Consider the following 24360-nt stretch of genomic DNA (forward strand, 5'->3'; position numbering starts at 1 on the left):
ACACCTGCCGGGGCTCCGCCCACGATGCCCCCTGCGGATGCACCGATGCGTGACCAGGACATCTACCGCGCAGACCTCCAAGAGCACCGGGAACAGGTTCAGCGAGCCATCGACTTCGAGGAACTCCGCAAGCAAGCATTAGGAGTACGCGCAGATCTTGAGGACTGGGTGCGCAAACACCTGTTGTCGGTTCAGTCGAAACCACCGAAGTCGTTCCTGAAGTACTTTGACGAGGAACGCAACGAATATATGAGCAGACCCTGGCAGCTAGGGGTAATCGGAACTGATATTGGGTATGCCACTCGCGCCGCGTATCGGGAGGACGCCCTCGCCAGAAGCGCATCGGACGTCACCAAACTCATGAGACTCCCCGGATTAAGCCAAATACGCCCAGTTATGGACTTCAAGCTGAAGAAGGCTGTAGAAAACGGCCACCGCTATGACGCAGCTCGATCCACATCATCGAAGGTATCCACAGGAGCAACGGTCGTATCAGGCGCCGTTCTTGCGTACGACATTGCAACATCAGACGAGCCGGGGAAGACTGCTGTCGCAGGCGGCGCAGGAATGTTCTTGGGAGCAGCCACAGGATCGTTGGCTAGCAATTTCATTACACAACGCCTAGGGAGCGCAGCTTTGGGCGCTGTAATCGGTGGTCCTTTGGGCCTCGCTGCAGGCTTCGTGGCCACCGCAGCCACTTCAGCAGCTTACGACCAGATTCCTCTGGAGTATCGTGAGCGTGTCGACAACGCCCTGTGGCACTGGCCGTACTACATCGGGATGGGGTGGTGACGTGCGCTGGCACCCATATATTCACCTAACCCTGAAGAGCGCACCGCCAGATCCCCAGAGCCAAGATAAGCAGGCATATGGCTATTGGAAGAATGCGGTTCTTGTCCTGTTTTTTTCGGTTGCACTTACCCTCACTCTTTACGCATCCTCCATGAGGAAACCTATTGACCCCCGTGCGGTAATGTTCGTCTGCTTTCCGCTATTTATTTTTACGCAACTCCCTTTCTTGGCTGAAAGGAGCGTGCGCCCCTTCGCCCCGTCTCGCCCTCGATACGAGGGTGGTGCCATCGTCATACCAGGAAACCGAGAGTCCATCGCTCGCATCATCAGTGCGTATTTTCTGGGGATAGCAGCCGTAGCAGTACTGGTATACGGCTTCGTGACCCACTACCCCCTACAAGCTGCAACATACGCGGCGGTAGCGCTATTTGTGATCTACTGGGACGGGACTCGTCGTCCGATTTCGGATCTGTTGATCGCTTTGCGCGACAGGCAAACGACCACGCTCACGCCCGAAGGGATCTCCTTTCACTTCCCACAACCACCATCCATTGAGGAAAATGACCACGACACGGATGTGACGATCCTCTGGAAAGACAACGTACATGTCTTTTCAATTATCCACGACGACTTGAACCTCTTCGGCAACACAACACACCCCGGCCCCTGGAGCATCTGCTCCCACCACATCGGCATCACCTACACCGGGCTCGATACCCTCATGCGACACTTCAACGACCACCCACAGGACCGCCCACTCCTCGCCACACCCAACGGCCTCGACCTGGTCAACCAAATCCTCACCAAAGCACACAAAACCATCACCAACCCCACAAAACAATAGAAAATACATGGACGCCACGCCGCAAAAAACGCATCTCCAGGTGACCCCATCCGCCCGGCATATTCCAAACGACAAACGTGTCGACAAGGCCCTGTGGCACTGGCCGTACTACATTGGACTGGGGTGGTGACGTGCGCTGGCACCCATACATTCACCCACCCCATAAGGACATACCGCCAGATCCCCTGAGCCAGGACAGACACGCTCGACGGTACTGGATGGGCGTCGTCATCCTCGTCCTTGTCAGCTTGGCGCTGCCAACAGGTGCCTACGCCTTCGGGCTGGCAGACCCCACCTACCCACCGACCGTGATGCTCCTCCTGTCCTTCCCTGGCGCGGTAGCGGCATCACTCCCACAGCTCATCGAAAGGAGTGTCCGCCCCTTCGCTCCCTCCCGGCCTCGATACGTCGATAGCGCGATCGTCATACGAGGAAACCACGACTCGATCGCCCACATGATCAGCGTTTACTTGCTGGGAATAGCGGCCGCAGCACTACTGATATACGGCTTGATCACCCGATACCCCCTGCAGGCAGCAACCTACGCCGGATTGGTAGTCTTTGCGCTGTACTGGGATGGGATCCGACGCCCCTTCTCAGACCTGCCGATGGCCCTGCGCCACAAACAGACGACCACGCTCACACCCGAGGGAATCGTCTTCCACTTCCCTCCGCCCCTATCGTTTGAAAGCCACGAGCGCGACGCGGAAGTGACGATCCTGTGGAAGCAAGGCATCCACATTGAGTCAGTCGAGGAACACATCATCTATCTCAGCAACCTCTCGCACGAAGGCCCATGGGACCTCTGCGCCGACCACATCGGCATCACCTACACGGGCATTGACGCCATCATGCGCCACTTCAACGACCACCCACAGGACCGCCCACTCCTCGCCACACCCAACGGCCTCGACCTGGTCAACCAAATCCTCACCAAAGCACACAAAACCATCACCAACCCCACAAACAAATAGGAAATCCACATGAGCACCAAGAAACGCGTCCTCATTACGATCATCGTCGCCGTCCTCGTCGGAATCGTCATCTTCCCCATGCTCCCCCTCGAATATCGGGAACGCATTACCGCCATCCTCACCCACCCCCTGTACTACCTCGGCCTGGGACGCTGGTAACCCCTAGCCCCACGGTCAATCGCGAGCCGTTGGCACATACGGGGGATTCTCCGGCGAAAAGTTCCGATCGCGGTGGCACACTGAGACCATGACCGACACGAACACGCTCAAGACAGCCCCGGCCTCGTCCCTGCCAACCCTCGCCATCACCGGCGCCTCCGGGAACGTCGGTGGGACCGCCGCGCGCACCCTTGTCGCCCGGGGGAAATCCCTGCGCCTGCTGGCACACACGCCCTCGCGGGCCCCCAAGCTGCCCGGTTCCGTCGCCGTTCAGTGCTCGTACGAGGACACCCCGGCCTCGCGCGCAGCCCTCACCGGCGTCGATACCCTCTTCATGGTGTCGGCACCCGAGAGCGAGCACCGCCTGCTCAAACATCTCGCGTTCGTCGACGCAGCTGCCGCGTCAGGCGTGCGACACATCGTGTACCTGTCGTTCATGAATGCGGCCCCCAACTCGACGTTCACGCTGGCACGCACGCACTTTCACACGGAGGAACACATCAAGGCCTCCGGCATGACGTACACGTTCCTTCGGGACAACTTTTACGCGGACTTCTTTTCTGCCCTGCCTGACGAGGAAGGCCGTATTCTCGGGCCCGCCGGGGACGGGCGCGTTGGCGTGGTCTCGCGCGAGGACGCGGGTCGCGTGGCAGCCGGAGTCCTCGCAGAACCCGGCAAATACGAGAACCAGACGCTGGACGTGACCGGCCCGCAGGCCCTCACCCTCGACGAGATCGCGCAGGTCCTCACCCGCACGACGGGCCGTCCCGTCGTATACGTGCGCGAAACCGTTGACGAGGCGTATGAATCCCGCAAAAAGTGGCCCGCCGCCCAGTGGGAATACGACTCGTGGGTGTCCACATACACGTCGATCGCCGCAGGCGAGATGGACGTCGTCTCCACGACGGTCCGCGACGTGACGGGCCACGAACCCCTAAGCTTTGAAGATGTAGCGCTCGGCCAGGCCTGACGAGGGGGACACCCCCATTTTATCGCCCACCCCCTGTACTACCTCGGCCTGGGATGCTGGTAACCCCTAGCCCAGCCAGGAAGCCGGATCATCCACCAACGCATCCAGCACGCGATACGCAGCACCCCGCACCGTCAGGGAGGCCGAATCCGGCAGCACTTCCACCACGGGCAACGACCACGGTGCCTGCAGCGTGCGTGTCGCGATCTCCGCCCGCGCGGGCTCCAACAGGGCCACGCTCAGCTCAGCGACCGCTCCCCCCAACACCACGTGCGGGATGTCCATCGCGTTAATCACCCCGGACAGCACACGCCCCAACGCCGCACCAGCCTCCGCCAGCACGGAACGCGCGTACGCCGCGTCCGCTGCACGCTCCCCCGTTCCGGGCCGTTCAGCCACGGCCTCGTCGATCAGGCCAGCGCACCGCAGGATCCCGCGCGCCCCCGAACCCGGGGAAGCACCCACGCGTCCCGCCAGCGCGCGCACGCCCACGTACGCTTCCAAACACCCGCGCGCACCACACCGACACAGCGGCCCGTTCGGGTCCACGCACATATGTCCGATCTCGCCTGACCAGGAGCGCGCGCCGCTCATCGGGCGGTAATCCACGATCACTCCCGCGCCGACGCCCACTTCGCCCGACACGTACACGAACGACGGCGGGCCGCCCGCCACGCCCGGACGCGAATAGGCCACCGCGTATGCCGCCAAGTCCGCCTCGTTTGCGACCACCACGGGATGCAGATCGCCCAAGGGAGCCAGCAGCTCCTCGTGCGGCACGTCCCGCCACCCCAGGTTCGGGGCCAGCGCCAGCATCGTTCTAGAAACCAGGCCGGGCAGCCCGATGCCCGTCCCCAAGAACAGGGCCTCTTTGGGCAGGGACTCGTCCATCATGGTGCGCGCCTCGCGGGCCGCGAGCGCCATCGTGTCATCCGGTGAGCTGTCGGCAAAATCCTGGGTGACGCGGCGGTGGGCCAGCTCCTCCCCGGTCAGATCCACCAGCATCACGTCGAGGCTCGCGACGTCGATCTCCACGCCCAACGCGGCCGCCCTCCCCGCCGCTGGGGTCAGACGGTTCGCGGGTCGGCCACGGCTTCCATCCTCGCTCGGCTCCAGCTCACGGACGAGGCCCCCGCCCACCAGGTCATCAACGAGGCGTGAGATCGTCGCCCGCGTCATCCCGGTTCGCTGCGCCAGGCCCGCGCGCGTCACGTCGCCCGGGGAGGCTAAGATTTCGCGCAACACCGTCGACAGGTTCGATGCGCGCACGTTTTCCGACTTCACACCCTGGCCTCTCGTGGCCCCGCCGCGCTCTGCCGGACGCTGCGCCACGGCCGCGCTGCGGCCGCGACAGATTGGGTCGTCGATGGAATCGGAACGGGTCGGCATGCATTCAGGCTACCGTGTCGAGGGTTGGTACACGGATGGACGGCGCTGGTAGCATCGGGCAGCCCCGGGCCATATCGACGAGGTGGTCGCACGGGTCCTCGTCCCGTTTCTTCAGCGTTCAAGCCGGTCAGCACGGCCATCGCGCCGCGCGGTCCTTGCAGTGGTGACACGCTCTTGACGAACGCACCACCACGTATTATGTTTTACCCTACAACAAATATTCTGCGACGAAGCTAACACGTCTGTAGCGCGACGCTCATCCCCATTTCGCACCCCGGGCATCCCGGACCATCTCACCCACCTGGACACTGACGTTTGAAAGGACACCACCATGACACGCACACCCACCCGCGACGACAAGTTCTCCTTCGGCCTGTGGACCGTCGGCTGGAACGCGGTCGACCCCTTCGGGACGGGCACCCGCCCCGTCCTGGATCCCTGGGAGTACACGGCAAAGCTCGCGGAGATTGGCGCGTGGGGCATCACCTTCCACGACAACGACGTGTTTGACTTCGACGCGTCGGACCAAGAGCGCCACGATCGCGTCATGAAGGTCAAGGAAGCCGCGGACGCCGCCGGGCTGGTCATCGAGATGGTCACGACCAACACCTTCACCCACCCCGTATTCAAGGACGGGGGCCTGACCAACAATGATCGCTCGATCCGCCGTTTCGGCCTGCGCAAGATCCTGCGCAACATCGACCTGGCGGCCGAGATGGGCGCGTCGACCTTCGTCATGTGGGGTGGGCGCGAGGGCGCGGAGTACGACTCCTCAAAGGACCTGAACGCCGCATTTGCCCGCTACCGGGAGGGCCTGGACACGGTTGCCGCTTACATCAAGTCACGCGGTTACGACCTGCGGATCGGCCTGGAACCGAAGCCGAATGAGCCTCGCGGCGACATCTTCCTGCCCACGGTCGGCCACGCGCTGGCCCTGATCGCACAGCTGGATAACGGCGATATCGTGGGCCTGAATCCAGAGACGGGCCACGAGCAGATGGCCGGCCTGAACTACACGCACGCGCTGGCTCAGGCCCTGAACGCGGACAAACTCTTCCACATCGACCTGAACGGGCAGTCAGGCATCAAGTACGACCAAGACAAGGCCTTTGGTCACGGCGACCTGGCCAGCGCATTCTTTACGGTCGACCTGCTGGAGAACGGCTTCCCGGGCGGCGGCCCCCGCTACGAGGGACCTCGCCACTTCGACTACAAGCCGAGCCGCACGGAGGGCATGGTAGGCGTGTGGGAGTCCGCGCGCGCGAACATGGAAATGTACCTGACGCTGGCGCAGAAGGCCCGCGCGTTCCGCGAGGATCCGGCGACCCGAGAGCTGCTGGAGGCGGCATCGGTTCCCGAGCTGGCTCAGCCCACGCTCGCGGTGGGCGAATCCATCGAGGACTTCCTGGCCGACCGCAGCGCTTACGAGGACTTCGACGCTGACGCGGCGGGCGCGCGCGAGTACCACTTCGTGGAGCTGTACCAGCAGGCGATGCGTCACCTGATCGGCTGATCGACTGATCGGCGAGGGAGTTATGTGATGAGCGTGCGGCCCTACGTGGCGGGCGTCGATTCGTCGACGCAGTCGTGCAAGGTACTTGTGTGGGATCCGGCGAGCGGCCAGGTCGTGCGTGAGGGGCGCGCCCCTCACCCAGAGGGCACTGAGGTGGATCCCGAGGCGTGGTGGGACGCGTTCTTAAAGGCGGTGGACGCGGCGGGCGGCCTGGATGACGTGGGCGCGCTGAGCGTGGGCGGCCAGCAGCACGGCATGGTGGTGTTGGACGAGCACGGCCGGGTGATCCGGCCGGCGCTGCTGTGGAACGATACGCGCAGCGCGGGAGCGGCCCGGGACCTGATCGCCGAGCGCACGGGCGGGGGCGACGCAAACGACGCATCGGGCGCGGCCTGGTGGGCGGATGCGACGGGTTCCGTTCCCGTCGCGTCGTTGACGGTCACGAAGCTGCGGTGGCTGGCCGATCACGAGCCCGAGGCAGCGGCGCGCGTGGCGGCCGTGTGCCTCCCGCACGACTACCTGACGTGGCGGATCGCCGGCGGCTTTAAGCGGCTGGGCCTCGAAGGTTTGGCGACGGATCGGTCGGACGCCTCGGGTACGGGGTACGTGGACCGGTCGGGTCGGGCGTATCGGCTAGATATCCTCGCCCGCGCGCTTCGGTGCGACGCGGAGCGGGCACAGCGAATCGTGCTCCCCCGGATCGCCGGACCAAACCAGGTGGTGGCCCGCGGGGATGACGCGCGCGGCTGGGGGGACATCGTGTTGGGTCCCGGTGCGGGCGATAACGCGGCGGCGGCGCTGGGCGTTGGGTTGACGCCGGGGTCGGCGCTGCTGAGCTTGGGCACGTCGGGCGTGGTTGCGGCCGTGTCGGACCGCCCGGTCTCGGATGCGTCTGGCCTGGTGACGGGCTTCTCGGATGCGTCGGGGCGCTGGCTGCCACTGGCGTGCACGCTGAACGCGTCGCGGATTATCGACGCCATGATGCGGGTGACGGGCCTGGGGTACGCGGAGTTTGACGAGGCCGCCCTGTCCGTCCCGGACGCGGGCGGGCTGCGGCTCACCCCCTATTTCGAGGGCGAACGTACTCCGAACCTGCCGGATGCGACGGCGACGCTGGAGGGAATGACGCTGGCGAATTGCGACCGCGCGCACGTGGCCCGAGCGACCATCGAGGGCCTGCTGACGCTCATGCGCGGCGCGCTGGACGCGGTTAGGGCACAGGGCGTTCCCGTCGAGCGGGTGCTCCTGGTGGGCGGGGGCGCGCGCTCACACGCGGTACAGGCGCTGGCCTCGGAGGCGCTGGGTGCCCGCGTGGATATCCCGAGCCCCGGAGAATACGTGGCTCTGGGGGCGGCGAAACAGGCGGCCGCTCTGGACGAACGAGGCTAAACCTGACTCCATGCCGCTTGGGTGGAGATCGTTTATCTGGATGGGTTTTCCGTTGATAGCCGGTGGCGGTTTTGGCGTGCCCGAGGACCTGTCCGCCCAGGAGAATAATGGGAGGCGAGGTCCGCCTGTGCACAAACGGCGCGGCGGGGTCCCCGTGAACGCGTCCGCTTCTTGTGTGCGCCGCAGCTCTCGTTGACCCGGCGACCGTCGCCCGGGGGACGTGGCCACCGCCTCGTCCCCCGGGCCTGTGCCCTGCGCGCCACCAATGCCAGCGGCTACCACCAGCACGGCCGCGGCGCTACCCCTCGGCGCTGCGCGCCTTGTTGAGCTGGTCGAATGCGATGGCGATGACCAGCACCAGGCCCTTGATGGCCTGCTGCCAGGCGGAATCCACCGTCATGATCGACAGCCCCATGTTGAGCACACCCATGAAGAGCGCGCCGATGATGGTACCCGATATCCGCCCGATGCCGCCCCACACGGCGGCGCCGCCGATGAAGCAGGCCGCGATGACGTCCAGCTCATAGTTCAGGCCGGCGGCGGACACCGCCGCGCCCGCGCGGGAGGTCGTGACGATGGCGCCGATAGCGGCCAATAACCCCATGTTGACGAAGATCCAAAAGTTGATGGACCGCACGGAGATGCCCGACAGCTTCGCCGCCTCGCGGTTGCCGCCCACGGCGTAAATGTAGCGCCCGAAGGTCGTCTTGTTGAGGACAAAGGCGTAGACCAGCACCAGGACCGCGCAGATCACGAGGACGAAGGGCAGGCCGATGGCGGAACCCGACAGGATGAAAGCGAAGGCGATGACGAACACGCCGACCCCCACCATTTTCACGACGGCCAGCCACAGGGGCTCGACGACGAGGCCGTGCCTGACCAGGGAGGCACGCCTGCGCAGCTGCGACACAGCGAACACGGCGGCCAGGACCACGCCGAGCACGACGGTGAAGACGTCGTAGACACCGATGTAGCCGAACCATCCCAGGATGCCCGCGTTGGAGATCTGGACGAACCCGGCGGGCAGGGGCGCGATCGTCTGGGGGATGAGGACGATCGCCAGGCCGCGGAACAGCAGCATGCCAGCCAGGGTGACGATGAACCCTGGGATTCTCACGAAGGCTACCCAAAAGCCCTGCCAGGCTCCCACGGCCAGGCCGATCGCGAGCGCCAGCACGACGGCCAAGCCCCACGGCAGGTTCCACTGCGCCATCGCGATCCCCAGCACGCCGCCGATGAAGGCGATGAGGGATCCGACGGACAGGTCGATGTGGCCGGCAATGATGATCATCAGCATACCGATCGCCATGATGATGACGTAGGCATTCTGCTGGATCAGGGAGGCGACGTTGTTGCTGCGAAGCAGCCTCCCACCGGTCATCACCTCGAAGAATATGACGACCGCGACCAGCGCCAGCGTGATCCCGTATTGGCCCAGATCGATTCTTTTCAGCCACGAGGTCTTTTCGGATGGGACCGCGGCTTCTGCGGTTTGTGTGCTCACGGCAGAGACTCCTTCAGTTCTCTTGCATCATGTGGGACATGAGGATTTCTTGGGTGGCGTCCGCGCGCTCCACCTCGCCGGTGATGCGCCCGTAGCTCAGGGTGTAGATGCGGTCGCACAGGCCCAGCAGCTCCACCAGTTCCGAGGAGATGACCACCACGGCTTTGCCCGAGTCGGCCAACTCGTTGATGAGGGTGTAGATTTCGTACTTCGCGCCGATGTCGATGCCGCGAGTCGGCTCGTCCAGGATGAGCACATCCGGTTCTGTGAGCAGCCACTTCGACAGCACGACCTTCTGCTGGTTCCCCCCGGACAGGGTCTCGACCGCAACATCCACGGAGCGTGCTTTCGTGCGGGTCTTCGCCCGTTGCGCCTCGGCCAGCTGGTACTCCGTGATGTCGGAGATGACGCCCGCCGTGGAGACGCGGTCCATCGACGCCGACGTCGCGTTGTGCTTGATCGAGGCGATCAGGTTGAGCCCGTAGCGCTTCCGGTCCTCCGAGGCGTAGGCGATCCCCGCCTCGATGGCCGCTTTCACGGACGTGACCTCGATGCGCTTGCCACGCAGGTAGAGGTCCCCGGACTCGTAGCGGCCCCACGAGCGCCCGAAGATGCTCATGGCCAGCTCGGTCCGACCCGCCCCCATAAGGCCCGCGATCCCAACGATCTCCCCCGCCCTGGCCGTGAGGGACACGTCGTGCAGGGCCCGGCGGCCGTTGACGGGGTTGACAACCGACCAGTTCTCCACGCGGAGCACCTCGTCGCCGATGTGCGGCTCGTGGTCGGGGAACCGATTCTCCATCGCGCGCCCGACCATGTCGCGGATGAGGGCGTCCTCCGTGATCTCCCCGCCGGCGCGCACGTCGTGGGTCCTGATGGTCTGGCCATCGCGTATGACGGTGACGCGGTCGGCGATGGATCGGATCTCCGACAGCTTATGCGAGATGATGACGCACGAGATCCCGCTCTGCTTGAGCCCAACGATGAGGTCGAGCAGTTTCTGGGAGTCGTCGTCGTTGAGGGCGGCCGTGGGCTCGTCCAGGATGAGGACGCGCACCTCCTTGCCCAGCGCCTTGGCTATCTCGATGAGTTGCTGCTTGCCGACGCCGACGTCGCTGACCCTCGTCGAGGGCGACTCGTCCAGCCCGACCTTCGTCATGAGTTCCTTTGCCTCGGCGTTGGTGCGATCCCAGTCGATGACCCCGTGGGTGGCGCGCTCGTTGCCCAGGAAGATGTTCTCCGCTATCGACAGGTGGGGCGAGAGAGCCAGCTCCTGCTGAATGACGACGATGCCGTCTTTTTCGGAGTCCTTCACGGATCGGTAGATGGCCTCGCGGCCGTCGAGGAGGATCCTGCCCTCGTAGGACCCGTGGGGGTGGACGCCGGAGAGCACCTTCATGAGGGTTGATTTGCCGGCGCCGTTTTCACCGCAGATCGCGTGGATCTCGTTTTCCCTGACGTCGAATGTCACGTGCGAGAGCGCTATGACGCCCGGGAAGCCCTTGGATATGTCCTCCATCTTCAGTATGACGGCGGACTGTGCTTGCTCTGTCATGGGGTTCTCCCAACCTCGGGGTGCGCCGGGGAGCGTGCCCCGGCGCACCGCGGGGTCATTGATTTACTCGAGTCCGATGTCCGACGCCGTGTAGTACCCCGAGTCCACGAGGACCTTTTTCACGGTGTCCTTCGTGACGGTCTGGGGCGTCAGCAGGTAGGTGGGGACCACCTTCACGCCGTTGTCGTACGTGGTGGTGTCGTTGATGTCGACCTGCTGGCCGGACACGATCTGGTCGATCATCGACGCGGTCTGCTCCGCCTCGAGTTCGGTGTTCTTCAGCACGTCCATCGCCTGTTTCCCGGCGATCACGTTCTTGATGTTTGCCTTGTCGCAGTCCTGGCCGGTGATCAGGGGGTAGTCCGGTCCCGGCGTGTAGCCGGAGCCCTCGAGCGCCTGTGCAATGCCCAGGGCCAGCGAGTCGTTGGGCGACAGGACAACGTCCACCGTGGTGCCGTCGGAGTAGAAGGAGTTGATGCGGTTCTCCATCTCGGCCTGCGCGTCGTCCGAGCTCCACCCGAAGATTCCGATGGACTGCCACTCGTCGTTGGTCTTGGGCGCCTTGCCCGACCGGACCTGGAGCGTGCCGTTCTCCACCAGCGGGAGCAGGACGTCCCACGCCCCGGCGAAGAAGTACTTCGCGTTGTTGTCGTCCGGCGACCCCGCGAAGGGCTCCAGGTAGATGGGCTGTGTCATGGACGACACCTGCTCCTTGATGTACTCACCCTGCAGCTGCCCGACCCTGTAGTTGTCGAAGGTCACGTAGTAGTCGACGCTCTCAGTGGCGTTGATCAGGCGATCGTAGGCGATGACCTTGATGCCCGCGTTGGCCGCCTTTTGCAGGACCGGCCCCAGGGCGGTGCCGTCGATCGAGGCGACGACGAGGATTTTGGCCCCCTGGGTGATCATGTTTTCGATCTGGGTAATCTGCTGATCGACCTTGTTGTCCGCGTACTGCAGGGACGTCTGGTAGCCCTTCCCCTTGAGGATATCCTCCAGGTGGGAACCGTCGCGGTTCCACCGCTCCAGGGACTTCGTGGGCATCGCGATCCCCACGAGGGTGTCCGAGGCGCTGGCCCCTCCCGTGCCCCCGGCGCCATCGCCCCCGCGCTCGGAGCTGCACGCCCCGAGCCCGGCGAGGGCGATGGCACACGTGGCGGTCACTGCGAATAGTCTGATGGGTTTCATGGTGTGTCCTCCTGGCATCGTTGCCGCGGCGGCCCGTCGCCGCCGTCGTTCGTGGTGGGATGTGTGCGCGAATGTGGTGCCACGGGCCCGCGCGCACGGTTGCGGTGTTCTCGTGCGGGTGGTGGCATCCGTCGCGTTAGCGCACGGTTGCGACGTGTTTCGGTAGTGGTGCCCCTCTGCGGGTGGCATCTGCCTGCGCGAGGGGGGCGGGCCGGTTGGCCGTTTCAGACCCCGAGCAGCAGCTCGAGACTATACATCTCGAGCCCCTCGTAGTCGTCCTCGGCGATGAGTGCGTCGATAACAGAGGTCGAAGAGGGCTGCCTTGTCCTCCTTCAGCCGCACGACGCGCGGGGAGTTCTCCAGGTGTTTGAAGCCGAAGCTATCGCCTGTCGAGCGCATCGCCGTGACGCCGATCTTTGCGAAGCTCGACCTTCCGCGCACGGTGAGCGGCTGCCCGATCTGCGGCCCGCAGATGTCGGCCCCCGCGGCGATATTCCACGGCCCGATCGTGTACTTGACCTGGTCATCTGTATCGTGTCCTCACTCCGCCGCCCGGGAACGCGGCGCTGCGTACCCATCGGGGCGTGACGGTTGACGGTTGAAACGAACACTGAATAATGTTCTACGCCGAAACTATAACAGCAACAAAGACCGTGTCAACTGATTTCCGCACAATCATATTGTTTGTAGACTAATCTTGTTGCCATGGCATCCCTGCGATCCCCCCTCGCCTACGGATTCGCCGGCGGTGGAGCCGTCGGCCAGGCCAACGTGCGCCAGCAGAACCTGGCGCTGCTCAGCCGCGCCATCTACGCCGCCGACGCGCCGCCCACCCGCGCCGCCCTCACCTCGTCGACCGGACTCGGGCGAGCGACCGTCTCCCGTCTCATCCAGGAGCTCCTCGACTCCGGCTTTGCCCACGAGCAGGATCCCGGCGGCGCCACCGGCCGGGGGCGCCCGGGCACGCCGATCGCGCCGGCCACCCGGACGATTGCGGCTCTGGGGCTTGAGGCCAACGTCCACTTCGTCGCAGGCAGGGCGCTCGACCTCGCGGGGAATACCCTGGCGGAGTTTCGCCTCGACAGCGCCGATACGGAGTCTGATCCAGCGAGGACCCTGCGCCTGCTCGGCAGGTCCGCGGCCGCGATGGCGACGAACCTGCGCGCGACCGGCACGGAGGTCATTGGCGCGCGCCTGGCCATACCCGGCCTGCTTAACGCCGCCGACCAGCGCCTCGTGGTGGCCCCCAACCTGGGCTGGTCGGACCTTCACCCCGTGGCCCTGCTCGGCGAGGAGTGGACGGTGTTGGGGGTGCCCACCCTCACCTGCAACGATGGCGACCTCCAGGGCCTCACTGCCGCCTACCAGCGCCCCGGCAAGCTGTTGGCCGACGGGGCCTTCTTGTACGTCTTCGGCGATGTGGGGGTGGGCGGGGCCATCATGGATCGCGGCGCGCCCCTTAGGGGCACCCACGGCTGGGCCGGGGAGGTCGGGCACACCACGGTCCACGCCGACGGGCCGACGTGCAAATGCGGATCGCGCGGCTGCCTCGAGGCCTATGCGGGTCAAAACGCGCTGCGCCGCGCGGCCGGGCTGACCCCGGACGCACCCGTCGACGCCCTCACCGCGCGCCTGTCCGACGGCGACGAACGCGCGGCCAGGGCCGTCGAGGCGGCGGGCGAAGCGCTGGGGATCGTCATCGCGATAGCCGTGAATCTCCTGGACGTCCCCCGGATCGTGTTCGGCACGTCGCTGGGCGTCCTGCTGCCCTGGCTCACGCCGTCGATCACCCGCGAGCTGCGGGCCCGCGTCCTTGGCCACGCCCGCAGGGAGATCGCGCTCGAGGCCTGCCCCGTCACCGTGCTCCCCGCCTGCACCGGCGGCGCCCTGGAGGTCCTCAACGCCGCGATCGCCCAGCCCGCCGCTTGGATCCACCGGCACGAGGCCGCGCAGGCCCCGGAAAACACCCAGCAGGAAACGGATTAGGAAAATCCCTGCCTCATTCGCCATTTACGCTCTACAACCGAACATAAATCCCGAAGCGGGAAGTGCGCGCTCTCTCAAGGCCCCGGGCGGCCCGCTCTCCTCTCACTTCGCGCGGAGATTGAGGGACTAAAACGCCCCTCCCCGCAACCATGTCAATAATATGTTGAAGCAACTTCAACATATTATTGACATACGGGGAGTATCACATGTATTCTCAGTGCCACTGATCGGCAACGACGTCAATCCTGCACCGAAAGCACACCATGGCTACACCGCACGAAACCGCACAACAGCGGCCGGACGAGCATGAGCGCCTGCTCTCGCTCCTCGTTCAGCTGGCCAGGCCTCTCCAGGCCAGCATCCCCGGCCAATCGGAGGTCGTCATCCACTACCTCCCTCAGCTGCCCAACTCGATCGTCGCCATCGAAGGCGACGTCACGGGCAGGCGCGTCGGAGACCCCGCAACGAACACACTGCTGGAAGCAGCCGCTCAGGGGCAACTGAAAACGAACATCGGGTACACGACACGCGCGCCGGACGACCGCACGCTCAGCTCGTCGACGGTGATCGTCACGGACTCCTCGGGCGAAGGCGTGGCCGCACTGTGCATCAACCGTGACGTGACCAAGCTGCTTAATGCCCAAGAGATCATCCGAGAACTGCTGCCGGAGGGGGAGGAAACCCCGGCCTCGTCGAGCAGCGTTCCGCCAGCGCAGGCGCGCGAAAACACCGACGAACGCTTTGTGCGTGACGTTGACGAGCTGACGCAGCTCCTCCTGCACGAGGCCGTCACCGAGCAGGGCGCCGACCCGCAGAAACTGACGCGGGAGCAGCGTGTAGCGGCGGTCGTCTCCCTAAAAGACAGGGGCTTTTTCCTCCTGCGTGACGCGGCCGAACAGGCGGCGTCGGCCCTTGGAGTCTCGCGTTTTACCATCTACAACTACCTCAACGAGAGCGTTGATGAGGAGGATGAATCACATGTTTGATGAGTCGATCAGCCGCTGGGGTACGCACAGCGCCAAGTGGGATTTGCTGGCCGCTCACCTCGGGGAGGATGCCCTGTCGCTGTCCGTGGCGGACATGGAGTTCGCGACGTGTCCCGCGGTGTCGCGCGCGATCAGCGACGCGTGCGCGGCGGGTATCTTCGGCTACACTGAGGTTTTCGACGATTTCCGCCAGGCCGCGCGGGGGTGGCAGGAGCGCCGCCACGGGTGGCGCCCCGAGACGTCGGACGTGCATTTCTTCCCTCGCATCGTCCAATGCGTGTCCGCCCTGTGTTCGATAGTCCTGCCCGAGGCGTTGGGCAGGCCGCCCAGGGTCGTCACCCTGGACCCGGCGTACGGTCCCATCCTCGAGGTCGTGGAGCGCGCCGGGTGCGAGCTGCGCAGGGTGCCCCTTACCCTCTCCGGCGACACACCCAGCATCCCCGAGGCCTCGTTCGCTGCGGCCATGCGGGACGCGGACCTGCTGCTGTGGTGCAGCCCCCACAACCCGACGGGCCGCGTGTGGACCCCGGAGGAGCTCGACCTGGTTGCCTCGCTCGCGCTCACGTACGACGTCCTGGTTCTCTCCGACGACATTCACGCCGATTTCCAGCGCCCCGGGCGGGGCCGGTACATTCCGCTCGCCACCCGTTCGCCGCAGCTGTGGGACTCGGGCCGCCTCATTCAGTGCGCGTCCCCGGGAAAGACGTTTAACACCGCCGGGCTAGAGGCCTCGGCGATCATCGTGCGCGGGCAGCTCGGGGCGCAACTGGAGGAAGCGAAGCGCCTCATGGGGCTGCACAACCCGAATTTCTTCGCGATTCCGGCGACGATCGCCGCGTGGAGCAAGGGCGACGAATGGGTGGATCGGCTGTGCCAGCGGATCGATGCCAACCTGGACGTCGCGGCCGCGCGCCTGCGGGCACGCCTCCCCCGCGCGCGCGTCATCGACCCCGATGGGACGTTCCTGGTGTGGGTGGATGCGCGCCCCTACCTCGGCTCGTCCGCCCTCCTTGACCAGGCCGTGGCGCGCGCCAGGGTCGCCGTTTCCCCGGGGGAGGACTTCGGAAAGGAATACGGAGGATTTTTCCGTATCAACGTGGCGCTCCCGGAGCGGGATCTGGAGCGCGCGCTGGACCGTCTGTGCCAGGCTATCCTCGCGCTCTCAACTCACTAAACCGTCTCGCGCGCCGCCGCGCGAACACAACCATCGAAAGGAACGTAGATGTCAGACACCACAACGGAGAAGCGGACTCGCCGCACTCCGTCCCTCCTCATCGCAGCGATACCTGCGGTCACACTGATCGTCCTGCTGGGGGGCGGCTATATCGCGGCGAGCCTGCCGGTCGAGCCGCTCCTCATCGCCTCGGCCGTCGTCGCTGGGATTGTCGCGATTTCCCTGGGCTACACGTGGGATGAGATCATCGAGGCGATCGCCGAGAAGATCGCGAAGACCATGCCGGCGATCCTCATCCTGATCGTCGTCGGCGCACTGATCGGCACGTGGATGGCGGGCGGGACGATCCCCATGCTCATCTACTACGGTCTCAAGATCATTAACCCGCAGTTCCTGGCGCTGATCGCCCTGGTGGTGACGGCCATCGTCTCGCTGTGTACGGGCACCTCGTGGGGATCCGCGGGCACGATCGGCGTGGCCTTCATGGGCGTCGCGGTCGGCGTGGGTGCGAACCTGCCGATGGTCGCGGGCGCGATCGTCGCGGGCGCCTATTTCGGCGACAAGCTCTCTCCCCTGTCGGACACGACGAACATCGCGTCGCTGGCGACGGGCGTCAACCTGTTTACGCACATTCGTCACCTGCTGTGGACGACGGTGCCCGCGTTCCTCACCTCCGCGGTCGTGTACCTGATTTTCGGCCTCCAGTCCTCGGGTGGCACGGTCCCCGAGAAGGTAGAGACGATCCTGGCCACTTTGGATTCCGCGTTCAACTGGAACCTGCTCCTGCTGGTTCCCGTCATCGTCGTCCTGGCCGGGTCCATCATGAAGCTGCCGACGGTGCCCGTCATGCTCGTGTCGTGCGTGACCGCGATGTTCAACGCGATTGTCTTCCAGCACGTGTCGTTTAAGGATTCCGTCGTGGCGTCGGTGACCGGTTTCAAGGTCACCATGGTGGGCAAGGCTGGATTCGCGGCGGATTCGGTCATCAAGGACGTCACTCGCCTGCTGGAGCGCGGCGGCATGAACTCGATGATGAGCGTCCTGCTGATCTGTTTCTGCGCGATCGCATTCGCGGGCGCGGTGTCCGTGTCGGGTTCGCTGGACGTGCTGATCTCGCGTCTGCTCGCGCCCGTGAAGTCCACGTTCGCCCTGATCGCGTCCACGATCATCACGGGCCTGGCCGTCATCGGCATCACCTCCAACGGCCAGGTGTCCCTGCTGATCCCGGGCGAGATGTTGCGCGGCGAATACGTGAAGCGGGGCTTGCACCCGAAGAACCTGTCTCGAACCATCGAGGACGCGGCGACCGTGTGGGAGCCGATCTTGCCGTGGACGTCGGCGGGCGCCTACATGGCGGGGACACTGGGCGTCGCCACCCTGTCGTACATGCCGTGGGCGATCTCCAACTGGATCGCTATCCTCTTCGCTCTCCTGTGGGGGGCGACCGGCATCGGCATCGCGAAGCTGACGCCGCAGGAACAGGAGGAACTCGAAGCCTGATCTTTGCGTAAAGTTGGGGGGCGCCCTAAAGGGCGCCCCCCAACTCGTTTTTCGCAACGTTGTGGCCCGAGCACTTTTACGACTGTCTCCGCAAACGAGCCGCCTCGTTTCGTCTTAGCTGCACCCGCCCGCCCGGTGGGCCAACACCGACCGGGCGGGGGCTGGCTCACGAGAGTTTCAACAGGACTTTGGATGATCCCGTCGAACGATCGGCGGCTGTTTCGAACGCACGAAGGGCGTCGTCGATGTCGAACGTGTGTGTCAACAGGGGTTCAACATCGAGGCCACCGGCCAAGGAGTCGACCGCATCGGTGATCTCGTCAATGAAACGGAACGATCCGATGTACTCGAGTTCGCGCGTCACCAATTGACCAAGGGCAGCAGGTGATTCGGAGGCGGCCATGTTGCCGACTTGGATCACGCGACCGCCCCTGACGACGGAGAGGAAGATATCGCCAAGGGCGCGGGAGGCCCCGCTCGCCTCGAATGCGAGATCGACCTCAGCGGGCAGAGGAGCGCCCTCGGAGCGGTTGATGGTCTCGTCCGCCCCCATGGCCTGGGCTATGCGAAGCGCAGACTCCGACATGTCCGCGGCGTAAATCGTTGCGGCGCCCGCGCGTTTGGCCGCGGCGACGACGAGCGCCCCGATAGGTCCCGTGCCGTTGACCAGGATCCTCTTTCCCGCAACGCTCCCCGCTCGATTGACGGCGTGCGTGGCCACCCCGAGCGGCTCGGCCACCGCGCCGTGCCGAGTGGACACGTTCGACGGTAACAATCGGATCTGGTCTTCGCGGGCCACCTTATACGTAGAAAACCCACCCTCTTCGTGGGGGCTGCACGCCGCTGAACCAAAGTAGCGGCATTCCGGCCACAGGTTGTCCCGGCCTTCGAGGTGTGGCGGCATCACGTGTTCACCGACGAGGGTCGCCGGGTGAACCGTCACCCGATCACCAACGTTGAGGGTCGTGACACCGGGACCAATCTGATCGATGGTGCCCGCGACCTCGTGGCCCAGCGTTAACGGGTATTTCAACACGGCGGTGCCCGAAACTCCGTGGCGCCAATACGCCAGGTCGGATCCGCAGATCCCACCCCATTCCATCTTGATGCGGACTTCACCGTGTCCGGCTTTCGGGTCGGGCACCTCGTCCACGCGAAGCTCGACGGCGCCACCGGTTTTATGAACTCGTACGGCTTGCATTACATTGCATCCTCTCGGATCGTGAGATCGCGTCCAGCGATCTCCGGCATAACTAGTGAGGCAATCAGGGTTGAGCCCGTGTAGAAGGCCATGAGAATCGCGAGAGCGATCCACGACTGGAAGTAGGTGACCAGTGCCGCGGCGATCAAGGGTCCGAATCCCGCTGTGATCAAGTTGGGGATTTCTTTCGACAGGGCGAGCTGCTCATACCTGTGGGCCGAGCCGAAGCACTCGGCCATCGTGATGTTCTCCAGCGAGAACAACGACAAAACGGTGATGTTGTGCAAAACGATGTACCCGATGAAGAACAGCAGCGTCGGGTTTGAATAGTGGGCCACGTTTCCGTTGGCCGTCGCTTCCATAATCGTGTCCGTACCGAGGTTGTTCAGCATGAGGAGGAAGGACGGGACGATCACGACGAGCCCGAGTAATGTCACGATCGTGTACATGCGCTTTCGGCCAATGTGGTCGCCAATCCAACCGATGAGCGGCACACTCACGAATCCGACGATGGAGGAGTAGACGACCGTGTTCGTCGTCACGGACTTCGCGAGCAGGACGTTGGCCGTGAGGAATGTGATGAGGTATGTCTGCACCATGCCGGAGTTCCCGGACTGCCCAAAACGGAGGACGGAGGCGATCAGGAAGGCCTTGATCGACCGTGGGGTCTTCGCGATCTCTTCCTGGACGGCGGTCCGGGTCGGGGTTTTGCTGGCGTCGCGCGACCCCGCGGACAGGGGCTGATCGTAGGCGGCTATTATCTCTTCGGTGGTCGCCTCGAAAACGGGAGTCTCTTTCAGGTGGAATCGGATATAGACGGCCAGGCCCATGACGACGATCGAGGCCAAGAACGGGATCCTCCACCCCCATGCGATCACGGCATCGGAGCCCACGAAATGAAGCAGGACCGCCCAGATCGCAGCAGCGCCCAGGGTGCCAGAATTCGTCCCGAGGGCGACCAGCGAGGAAATGATGCCGCGCCGTTTACGGGAGGCGTACTCGGCCAGCATCACCGAGGCGCCGGCGATTTCTGCGCCCGCGCCGAAGCCCTGCACGAGGCGGAGCAGTACGAGCAGGATCGGTGCGAGGATTCCGACTTGATCGAATGTGGGGAGGGCGCCGATCAGGGTCGTCGCAATGCCCATCATCGCGATCGTGATGAACAGGACCTTGGTTCGACCGATGCGATCCCCCATGCGTCCGAAGTACCACGCACCGAGGGGTCGCGCGATATAGCCGACGCCGTAGACGGCCATTGCGGACATGATCTGAACCGCTTGTGAGCCGTGTCCAAAGAAAATGTCCTTGAAGACCAGGGCGGCCGCCAGGGAGTACAACTGGAAGTCCATGAACTCCAGTGCCGTCCCCAGCCAACCGCTCATAGCAGCCTTAACGAGGTCGCCGGTCGTCCGCGTGACTAACGGCTCGGCCCCGCGGGCGCCGACTTCAGGTGCTTTCGTCATTGAAATGCCTTTCTTATGCGTGTGTTAGTCCCGTGGCCCCCTTCGGGGACACGGCGCTTTCAGCGTGAATCTTCCTTGCTGATGGCCTCGTAAAGACCGTTGAGATAGACCAGCCCCAGCGCCCGGTCGTAGAGGGGGTAGCCCGCTCGCCCGGATTCCCCCCAGATCATGCGACCGTGGTCGGGGCGCACGTACGCGTTCGGGCAGGCGTCGTGGATGGCCCGCATGATCGCGTGCATGTCGAGGTTGCCATCGCTGGACAGGTGCGCCGCCTCTTGGAAGTGCTTGTCCCCCAGGTACCGGACGTTTCTGACATGCGCGGCGGCGATGCGTCCACGTTCCCCAAAGCGCCGGAAAATGCCGGGAACGTCGTTCTCGGGATTGGAACCCAGCGAACCGGAGCACACGCACAGCGAGTTCGCCGCGGAATCGACGAGGCCGACGATTTTCTCCAGGTCACTCTCCTTGTTGCAAATCCGTGGAATGCCGAATAGCGGCCACGCGGGGTCGTCGGGATGGACCGCCATGCGAATGCCGACGCGCTCACACGTGGGGATAATTCCCTCCAGGAAGTACCTGTAGTTTTCCCGCAGGCCGTCCTCGGTCATCGCCGTGTATTCGGCCATCACCTCATCGAGGTGGGCCATGCGATCGGGTTCCCATCCCGGAAGGGGGAAGGAGGATCCGTCGAGGGTCGCCTTCACGATGTCCTGCGGCGTCATCCCCGCAAGTTTTTCGTGGTCGTAGTACAGGCACGTCGACCCGTCGGGGTTGACGTGGTTGAGTTCCGTGCGAAGCCAGTCGAAAACGGGCATGAAGTTATACACGACGACCTTGATCCCGAACTGTGCCAGGTTCTCCAGGGTCGCGCAGTAGTTTTTGATGTACTCGTCTCGCGAAGGTTTGCCGAGTTTAATGTCCTCGTGCACGTTGACCGACTCGATGACCTCCACCTCGAGGCCCGCGGCGTGGACCTCGTCTACGTATGAACGGATCTCCTCCTGTGGCCACACCTGGCCCACGGGGATCCAGTCCATCGCGCCCATCAGGCCCGTTGCGCCGGGGATTTGCTTAATGTATTGGAGTGGGATGGGGTCATACTGGCTTCCATACCAGCGGAACGTCATTTTCATTGTGCGAACTCCTTGTCGAGTAGGGACCGAACGGCGTGGGGGCCGACGATCATCTGGGCGAAGAACTCCTCGACCTTCGCGGCGAGGGGCGTTGTGTAGAGGTCGATTCCAAAGATCTCGGGGCGTGAGAGAATTGGTCGCAAAGCCCCGCGAGCCGTGGCGACCTCGCCGAGGCTAACGCATGAAAGCACTGAGCGAAGTTCCGTCAGGAGGGGGTCTGGGGACAGCTCGATGGGCTCGCCGTCGTCGCCGACTCCCATGAGGTACCGGCACCAGGCGGAAAAGACGAAGGGGATCGCGACCAGGTGATCGAGGCCGTGCGCGTCCGTGGCCAGGTAGGCTTTGATCGTCTCGCCGAAACGGATGGGGATCTTTTGGGACGTGTCCGTTGCAATGCGCTGGGGCGTGTCACCGAGGAACGCATTCGGGAAACGTTCTTCCTCCACCTCCCGCAGAAAATCGTTGGGCGAGACGACTCCGGGATCGACGACGACGGGCATTCCCTCGTCCCAGCCGAGTCGGTGGACGAGGCCGGCCAGCCCGGGGTCGTGCATCTCCGCGTCGATGGTCGGTTTCCGCAGGAGCACGCCCGTGATCGCCAGGGCGGTGTGAAGGGGGTTCAGGCACGCCGTCACCTTCATGTGTTCGAAGCGATCACAGGTGCGCCTGTCCGTGAAGTGGACTCCCACCTTCTCCAGGCGGGGTCGGCCGTTGGGAAATGAATCCTCGATGACGAGGTATTCCGCTGGTTCGGTGTTCACGAAGCCCGCGAGTGGCGTGGGACCGACGTCTGTTTTGAGCGCCATGTCGTTCAGTCCCAGCGCTTGAAGGCGATTGGAGACCGCTTGGGCGGGGCGGGGGGTGATTTTGTCGATGACAGAAATCGGGAACGAGACGCGGGTTTCATCGTTGAGCCACGTCAGGAAGTCGCTTTTGACTTTGCCTCGCAGGTGCCACTGCCGGGCGATAGTGGTCACTGAGTCCTTGAGTTTGTCGCCATTGCGGGAAAAATTGTCGCACGAGAGCAGGGCCAGCGGTTCGCCGCCGGCGGCGAACCGCTGGTACAGCAGTCCGGTGAGCATCGCCATGGTGTGTGACATCGGTTCGGCGGGGTCTTTTTCGAGGTCGTGTCGCACAGGTTCCTGGAACGATCCGTCAAGGGTTCTCAGTTGGTAGCCCTTTTCGGTGATGGTGAAGGACACGATCTGCAGCGAAGGAGTTGTAAAGAGCTCGGTTGCGCGGGCGAAATCGTCTGCGCGCCGGTAGGCGAGGCCCTCGCAGATCGAACCGATGACGGCCAGGTCGGTCTCGCCGTCGGCGTGCAGGGTGACTCCCAGCGTGAGCAGATCGAACGCCGCCAGCTGGACGTCGAGCTCGGTGGGTAACAGGGGAACTATGGCGCTGATCCCGCACTGGGGTTCGCCGAGATTCATCAGGTCTTGTGCCAGGCGCGCGATGTAGACGCGGAAAATGTTGCCCGGACCGAAGTGGGCCCAGCGCGGCTGGCGTCGGGCTTCGTCGCGCATCGCGCGAACATTGAATCGGGGCACTTCGATATCGGTGCCCGCGAACCCGTTGGCCTCTAGTGTGTCCAGCGTAAGCCTCATTGCTTATCCTCCATGGTTGAGCACACAAACGTTTCATACAGCGAAACGCTTGTTTCTATTGGTTAAATCTTAGCTTACCGGGGTTGAGGGGTCAACGATGATTTTTAGCGTCTGCGTGCGCCTTCCATTCTTAATAGGGTCGTGTTAGGATGACAGTGTTTCATCCTGCCAAACCAACGTTTCGCATAGTTGGTAAAGTGCGCGAGGTGTCTGACAAGGAGGCAGAGATGGGTGGAAGGGGAGCCGAGGCTTCACGAGGGCGTGGCGAGCCGCCCGTCATTGGCTCAGTCGACAAGGCGTTGCGGGTCATCGAGCGCATGTCCCGGCTTGACGCCCGTGGCTGCGGCCTTTCGGAGTTGGCAGCCGACCTCTCCCTCAACAAGTCCAGCCTGCACCACACCCTTGCCACTCTCAAGGCGAGGCACTGGGTCGAACAGGACTCAGACGGTCGCTACCACCTCGGGCCCGCCTCGTCGGTCGTCGCCCATTGGTGGGGCGGGTCCGACAGGGTGACCGCTGCGTTGCACCCGATCCTAGAAGTCATTTGCGAGCAGTCCTGCGAATTGGTGCACCTCGGTATCCTTTCCGAAAAGTTCGTCGTGTACATGGACAAGGTCGAACCTGATCGGGCCGTGCGCGTATGGTCCCAGGTGGGAAGACGCGTGGCGGCGGCCGTCACCGCCATGGGGCGGGCATTGATCGGAGCGCAACCACAGGACACCCCTGACATCGACGCCTGGCTCACTGCCGTGCCGGACGCCCCGCCGCGTTTGCGTGGGCGGCTAACCGACGAGATCGCACGCGTGCGCACGCACGGATACGCGATTGAAATCGAGGAGAACGAGCCCGGCATCGCCTGTGTCGGCGTCCCCCTGCTGGTGGTGGGAAATCCTGTGGCGGCTGTGTCGATCACGATGCCCGTTGAGCGCTGCAGCCACGAGCGGCTCCGCGACCTCGCCGCCCTCATCATCCGTTCCGTCAACGATGCATCGCCGGAGGAAATCGCTGTGGCATCGCCACATCCCTAATGCAC

The 24360-nt window shown here is 64.2% G+C and carries 19 protein-coding genes and 1 pseudogene; 12 read left to right on the forward strand and 8 right to left on the reverse strand.

The features are described from left to right. The 5 genes and pseudogenes from BLT68_RS00005 to BLT68_RS00020 all read left to right on the forward strand — a co-directional run. A pseudogene (locus BLT68_RS00005) lies at nt 1–792 on the forward strand (complement resistance protein TraT); the annotation flags it as partial. Between the two features lie 151 nt (nt 793–943). Then, nucleotides 944–1636, forward strand: coding sequence for a hypothetical protein (locus BLT68_RS00010; RefSeq protein WP_131800050.1), 693 nt, complete (start codon nt 944–946; stop codon nt 1634–1636). 218 nt (nt 1637–1854) lie between these two features. Continuing rightward, a complete protein-coding gene (locus tag BLT68_RS00015) occupies nt 1855–2610 on the forward strand; it encodes a hypothetical protein (protein ID WP_050695549.1) in 756 nt (251 codons plus the stop codon). A gap of 9 nt (nt 2611–2619) precedes the next feature. Continuing rightward, the gene (locus tag BLT68_RS09190) at nt 2620–2769 is read left to right on the forward strand and encodes a hypothetical protein (protein WP_165603231.1); all 150 of its coding nucleotides are present in this window, start codon (nt 2620–2622) and stop codon (nt 2767–2769) included. Between the two features lie 88 nt (nt 2770–2857). Then, a complete protein-coding gene (locus BLT68_RS00020; RefSeq protein ID WP_050695548.1) occupies nt 2858–3739 on the forward strand; it encodes an SDR family oxidoreductase in 882 nt (293 codons plus the stop codon). A gap of 66 nt (nt 3740–3805) precedes the next feature. Here BLT68_RS00020 and BLT68_RS00025 read toward each other — a convergent pair whose 3' ends face one another. Next, complete coding sequence (locus tag BLT68_RS00025) at nt 3806–5128, reverse strand: ROK family transcriptional regulator (protein WP_050695547.1); 1323 nt, start codon at nt 5126–5128, stop codon at nt 3806–3808. 331 nt (nt 5129–5459) lie between these two features. On the opposite strand from BLT68_RS00025, the gene xylA reads away from it, so the two are divergent. Both xylA and BLT68_RS00035 read left to right on the forward strand, forming a co-directional pair. After that, nucleotides 5460–6641 carry a xylose isomerase gene (gene xylA, locus BLT68_RS00030; RefSeq protein WP_050695546.1) on the forward strand — a complete coding sequence of 394 codons (1182 nt, stop codon included), beginning with the start codon at nt 5460–5462 and terminating at the stop codon, nt 6639–6641. A 27-nt stretch (nt 6642–6668) separates the two neighbouring features. Further along, complete coding sequence (locus tag BLT68_RS00035; protein ID WP_082175943.1) at nt 6669–8030, forward strand: xylulokinase; 1362 nt, start codon at nt 6669–6671, stop codon at nt 8028–8030. Between the two features lie 298 nt (nt 8031–8328). On the opposite strand, the gene mmsB is transcribed toward BLT68_RS00035, so the two are convergent. The 3 genes from mmsB to BLT68_RS00050 all read right to left on the reverse strand — a co-directional run bounded on the left by mmsB (nt 8329) and on the right by BLT68_RS00050 (nt 12277). Beyond that, entirely contained in the window at nt 8329–9534 is a 1206-nt protein-coding gene (gene mmsB / locus BLT68_RS00040; protein WP_050695545.1) for a multiple monosaccharide ABC transporter permease, read from the reverse strand. Between the two features lie 13 nt (nt 9535–9547). Further along, nucleotides 9548–11089 (reverse strand): sugar ABC transporter ATP-binding protein, encoded by a 1542-nt coding sequence (locus BLT68_RS00045; protein WP_074632331.1) that lies wholly within the window; start codon nt 11087–11089, stop codon nt 9548–9550. A gap of 63 nt (nt 11090–11152) precedes the next feature. Beyond that, nucleotides 11153–12277: a substrate-binding domain-containing protein gene (locus BLT68_RS00050; protein ID WP_050695543.1), complete on the reverse strand. Its 1125-nt coding sequence runs from the start codon at nt 12275–12277 to the stop codon at nt 11153–11155. Nucleotides 12278–12982: 705 nt separating this feature from the next. On the opposite strand from BLT68_RS00050, the gene BLT68_RS00060 reads away from it, so the two are divergent. From BLT68_RS00060 to nhaC, 4 genes are all read left to right on the forward strand, one after another. Then, on the forward strand, nt 12983–14263 hold the full coding sequence (locus BLT68_RS00060; protein ID WP_050695542.1) for an ROK family protein: 1281 nt from the start codon (nt 12983–12985) through the stop codon (nt 14261–14263). Between the two features lie 263 nt (nt 14264–14526). Next, nucleotides 14527–15249, forward strand: a complete 723-nt coding sequence (locus BLT68_RS00065; RefSeq protein WP_050695541.1) for a helix-turn-helix transcriptional regulator — start codon at nt 14527–14529, stop codon at nt 15247–15249. Further along, nucleotides 15233–16423, forward strand: a complete 1191-nt coding sequence (locus BLT68_RS00070) for a MalY/PatB family protein (RefSeq protein WP_332838221.1) — start codon at nt 15233–15235, stop codon at nt 16421–16423. The genes BLT68_RS00065 and BLT68_RS00070 overlap by 17 nt, the downstream gene beginning before the upstream one ends. 48 nt (nt 16424–16471) lie before the next feature. After that, nucleotides 16472–17923 carry a Na+/H+ antiporter NhaC gene (gene nhaC, locus BLT68_RS00075; protein ID WP_050695539.1) on the forward strand — a complete coding sequence of 484 codons (1452 nt, stop codon included), beginning with the start codon at nt 16472–16474 and terminating at the stop codon, nt 17921–17923. A gap of 166 nt (nt 17924–18089) precedes the next feature. Here nhaC and BLT68_RS00080 read toward each other — a convergent pair whose 3' ends face one another. The 4 genes from BLT68_RS00080 to BLT68_RS00095 are packed head-to-tail and all read right to left on the reverse strand — an operon-like array spanning nt 18090 to nt 23327. Continuing rightward, entirely contained in the window at nt 18090–19124 is a 1035-nt protein-coding gene (locus BLT68_RS00080) for an L-idonate 5-dehydrogenase (RefSeq protein ID WP_050695538.1), read from the reverse strand. After that, entirely contained in the window at nt 19124–20587 is a 1464-nt protein-coding gene (locus tag BLT68_RS00085) for an MFS transporter (RefSeq protein WP_050695537.1), read from the reverse strand. The genes BLT68_RS00080 and BLT68_RS00085 overlap by 1 nt, the downstream gene beginning before the upstream one ends. Nucleotides 20588–20646: 59 nt before the next feature. After that, a complete protein-coding gene (locus BLT68_RS00090; protein ID WP_074632333.1) occupies nt 20647–21720 on the reverse strand; it encodes a mannonate dehydratase in 1074 nt (357 codons plus the stop codon). Continuing rightward, nucleotides 21717–23327, reverse strand: a complete 1611-nt coding sequence (locus tag BLT68_RS00095; RefSeq protein WP_074632334.1) for a mannitol dehydrogenase family protein — start codon at nt 23325–23327, stop codon at nt 21717–21719. The genes BLT68_RS00090 and BLT68_RS00095 overlap by 4 nt, the downstream gene beginning before the upstream one ends. 206 nt (nt 23328–23533) lie before the next feature. Between BLT68_RS00095 and BLT68_RS00100 the strand changes: the two genes are divergently transcribed. Then, a complete protein-coding gene (locus BLT68_RS00100; RefSeq protein ID WP_198482561.1) occupies nt 23534–24355 on the forward strand; it encodes an IclR family transcriptional regulator in 822 nt (273 codons plus the stop codon). The last annotated feature ends 5 nt before the right edge of the window (nt 24356–24360 follow it).

The organism is Schaalia meyeri (assembly GCF_900105015.1).
GTDB lineage: Bacteria > Actinomycetota > Actinomycetes > Actinomycetales > Actinomycetaceae > Pauljensenia > Pauljensenia meyeri.

What these genes read in the sequence shown, in the direction of transcription:
- BLT68_RS00010 (WP_131800050.1), top strand. Translation starts at nt 944, where the DNA reads ATGAGGAAACCTATTGACCCCCGTGCGGTAATGTTCGTCTGCTTTCCG.
- BLT68_RS00015 (WP_050695549.1), top strand. Translation starts at nt 1,855, where the DNA reads ATGGGCGTCGTCATCCTCGTCCTTGTCAGCTTGGCGCTGCCAACAGGT.
- BLT68_RS09190 (WP_165603231.1), top strand. Translation starts at nt 2,620, where the DNA reads ATGAGCACCAAGAAACGCGTCCTCATTACGATCATCGTCGCCGTCCTC.
- BLT68_RS00020 (WP_050695548.1), top strand. Translation starts at nt 2,858, where the DNA reads ATGACCGACACGAACACGCTCAAGACAGCCCCGGCCTCGTCCCTGCCA.
- BLT68_RS00025 (WP_050695547.1), bottom strand. Translation starts at nt 5,128, where the DNA reads ATGCCGACCCGTTCCGATTCCATCGACGACCCAATCTGTCGCGGCCGC.
- xylA (WP_050695546.1), top strand. Translation starts at nt 5,460, where the DNA reads ATGACACGCACACCCACCCGCGACGACAAGTTCTCCTTCGGCCTGTGG.
- BLT68_RS00035 (WP_082175943.1), top strand. Translation starts at nt 6,669, where the DNA reads ATGAGCGTGCGGCCCTACGTGGCGGGCGTCGATTCGTCGACGCAGTCG.
- BLT68_RS00045 (WP_074632331.1), bottom strand. Translation starts at nt 11,089, where the DNA reads ATGACAGAGCAAGCACAGTCCGCCGTCATACTGAAGATGGAGGACATA.
- BLT68_RS00050 (WP_050695543.1), bottom strand. Translation starts at nt 12,277, where the DNA reads ATGAAACCCATCAGACTATTCGCAGTGACCGCCACGTGTGCCATCGCC.
- BLT68_RS00060 (WP_050695542.1), top strand. Translation starts at nt 12,983, where the DNA reads ATGGCATCCCTGCGATCCCCCCTCGCCTACGGATTCGCCGGCGGTGGA.
- BLT68_RS00065 (WP_050695541.1), top strand. Translation starts at nt 14,527, where the DNA reads ATGGCTACACCGCACGAAACCGCACAACAGCGGCCGGACGAGCATGAG.
- BLT68_RS00070 (WP_332838221.1), top strand. Translation starts at nt 15,233, where the DNA reads ATGAATCACATGTTTGATGAGTCGATCAGCCGCTGGGGTACGCACAGC.
- nhaC (WP_050695539.1), top strand. Translation starts at nt 16,472, where the DNA reads ATGTCAGACACCACAACGGAGAAGCGGACTCGCCGCACTCCGTCCCTC.
- BLT68_RS00080 (WP_050695538.1), bottom strand. Translation starts at nt 19,124, where the DNA reads ATGCAAGCCGTACGAGTTCATAAAACCGGTGGCGCCGTCGAGCTTCGC.
- BLT68_RS00085 (WP_050695537.1), bottom strand. Translation starts at nt 20,587, where the DNA reads ATGACGAAAGCACCTGAAGTCGGCGCCCGCGGGGCCGAGCCGTTAGTC.
- BLT68_RS00090 (WP_074632333.1), bottom strand. Translation starts at nt 21,720, where the DNA reads ATGAAAATGACGTTCCGCTGGTATGGAAGCCAGTATGACCCCATCCCA.
- BLT68_RS00095 (WP_074632334.1), bottom strand. Translation starts at nt 23,327, where the DNA reads ATGAGGCTTACGCTGGACACACTAGAGGCCAACGGGTTCGCGGGCACC.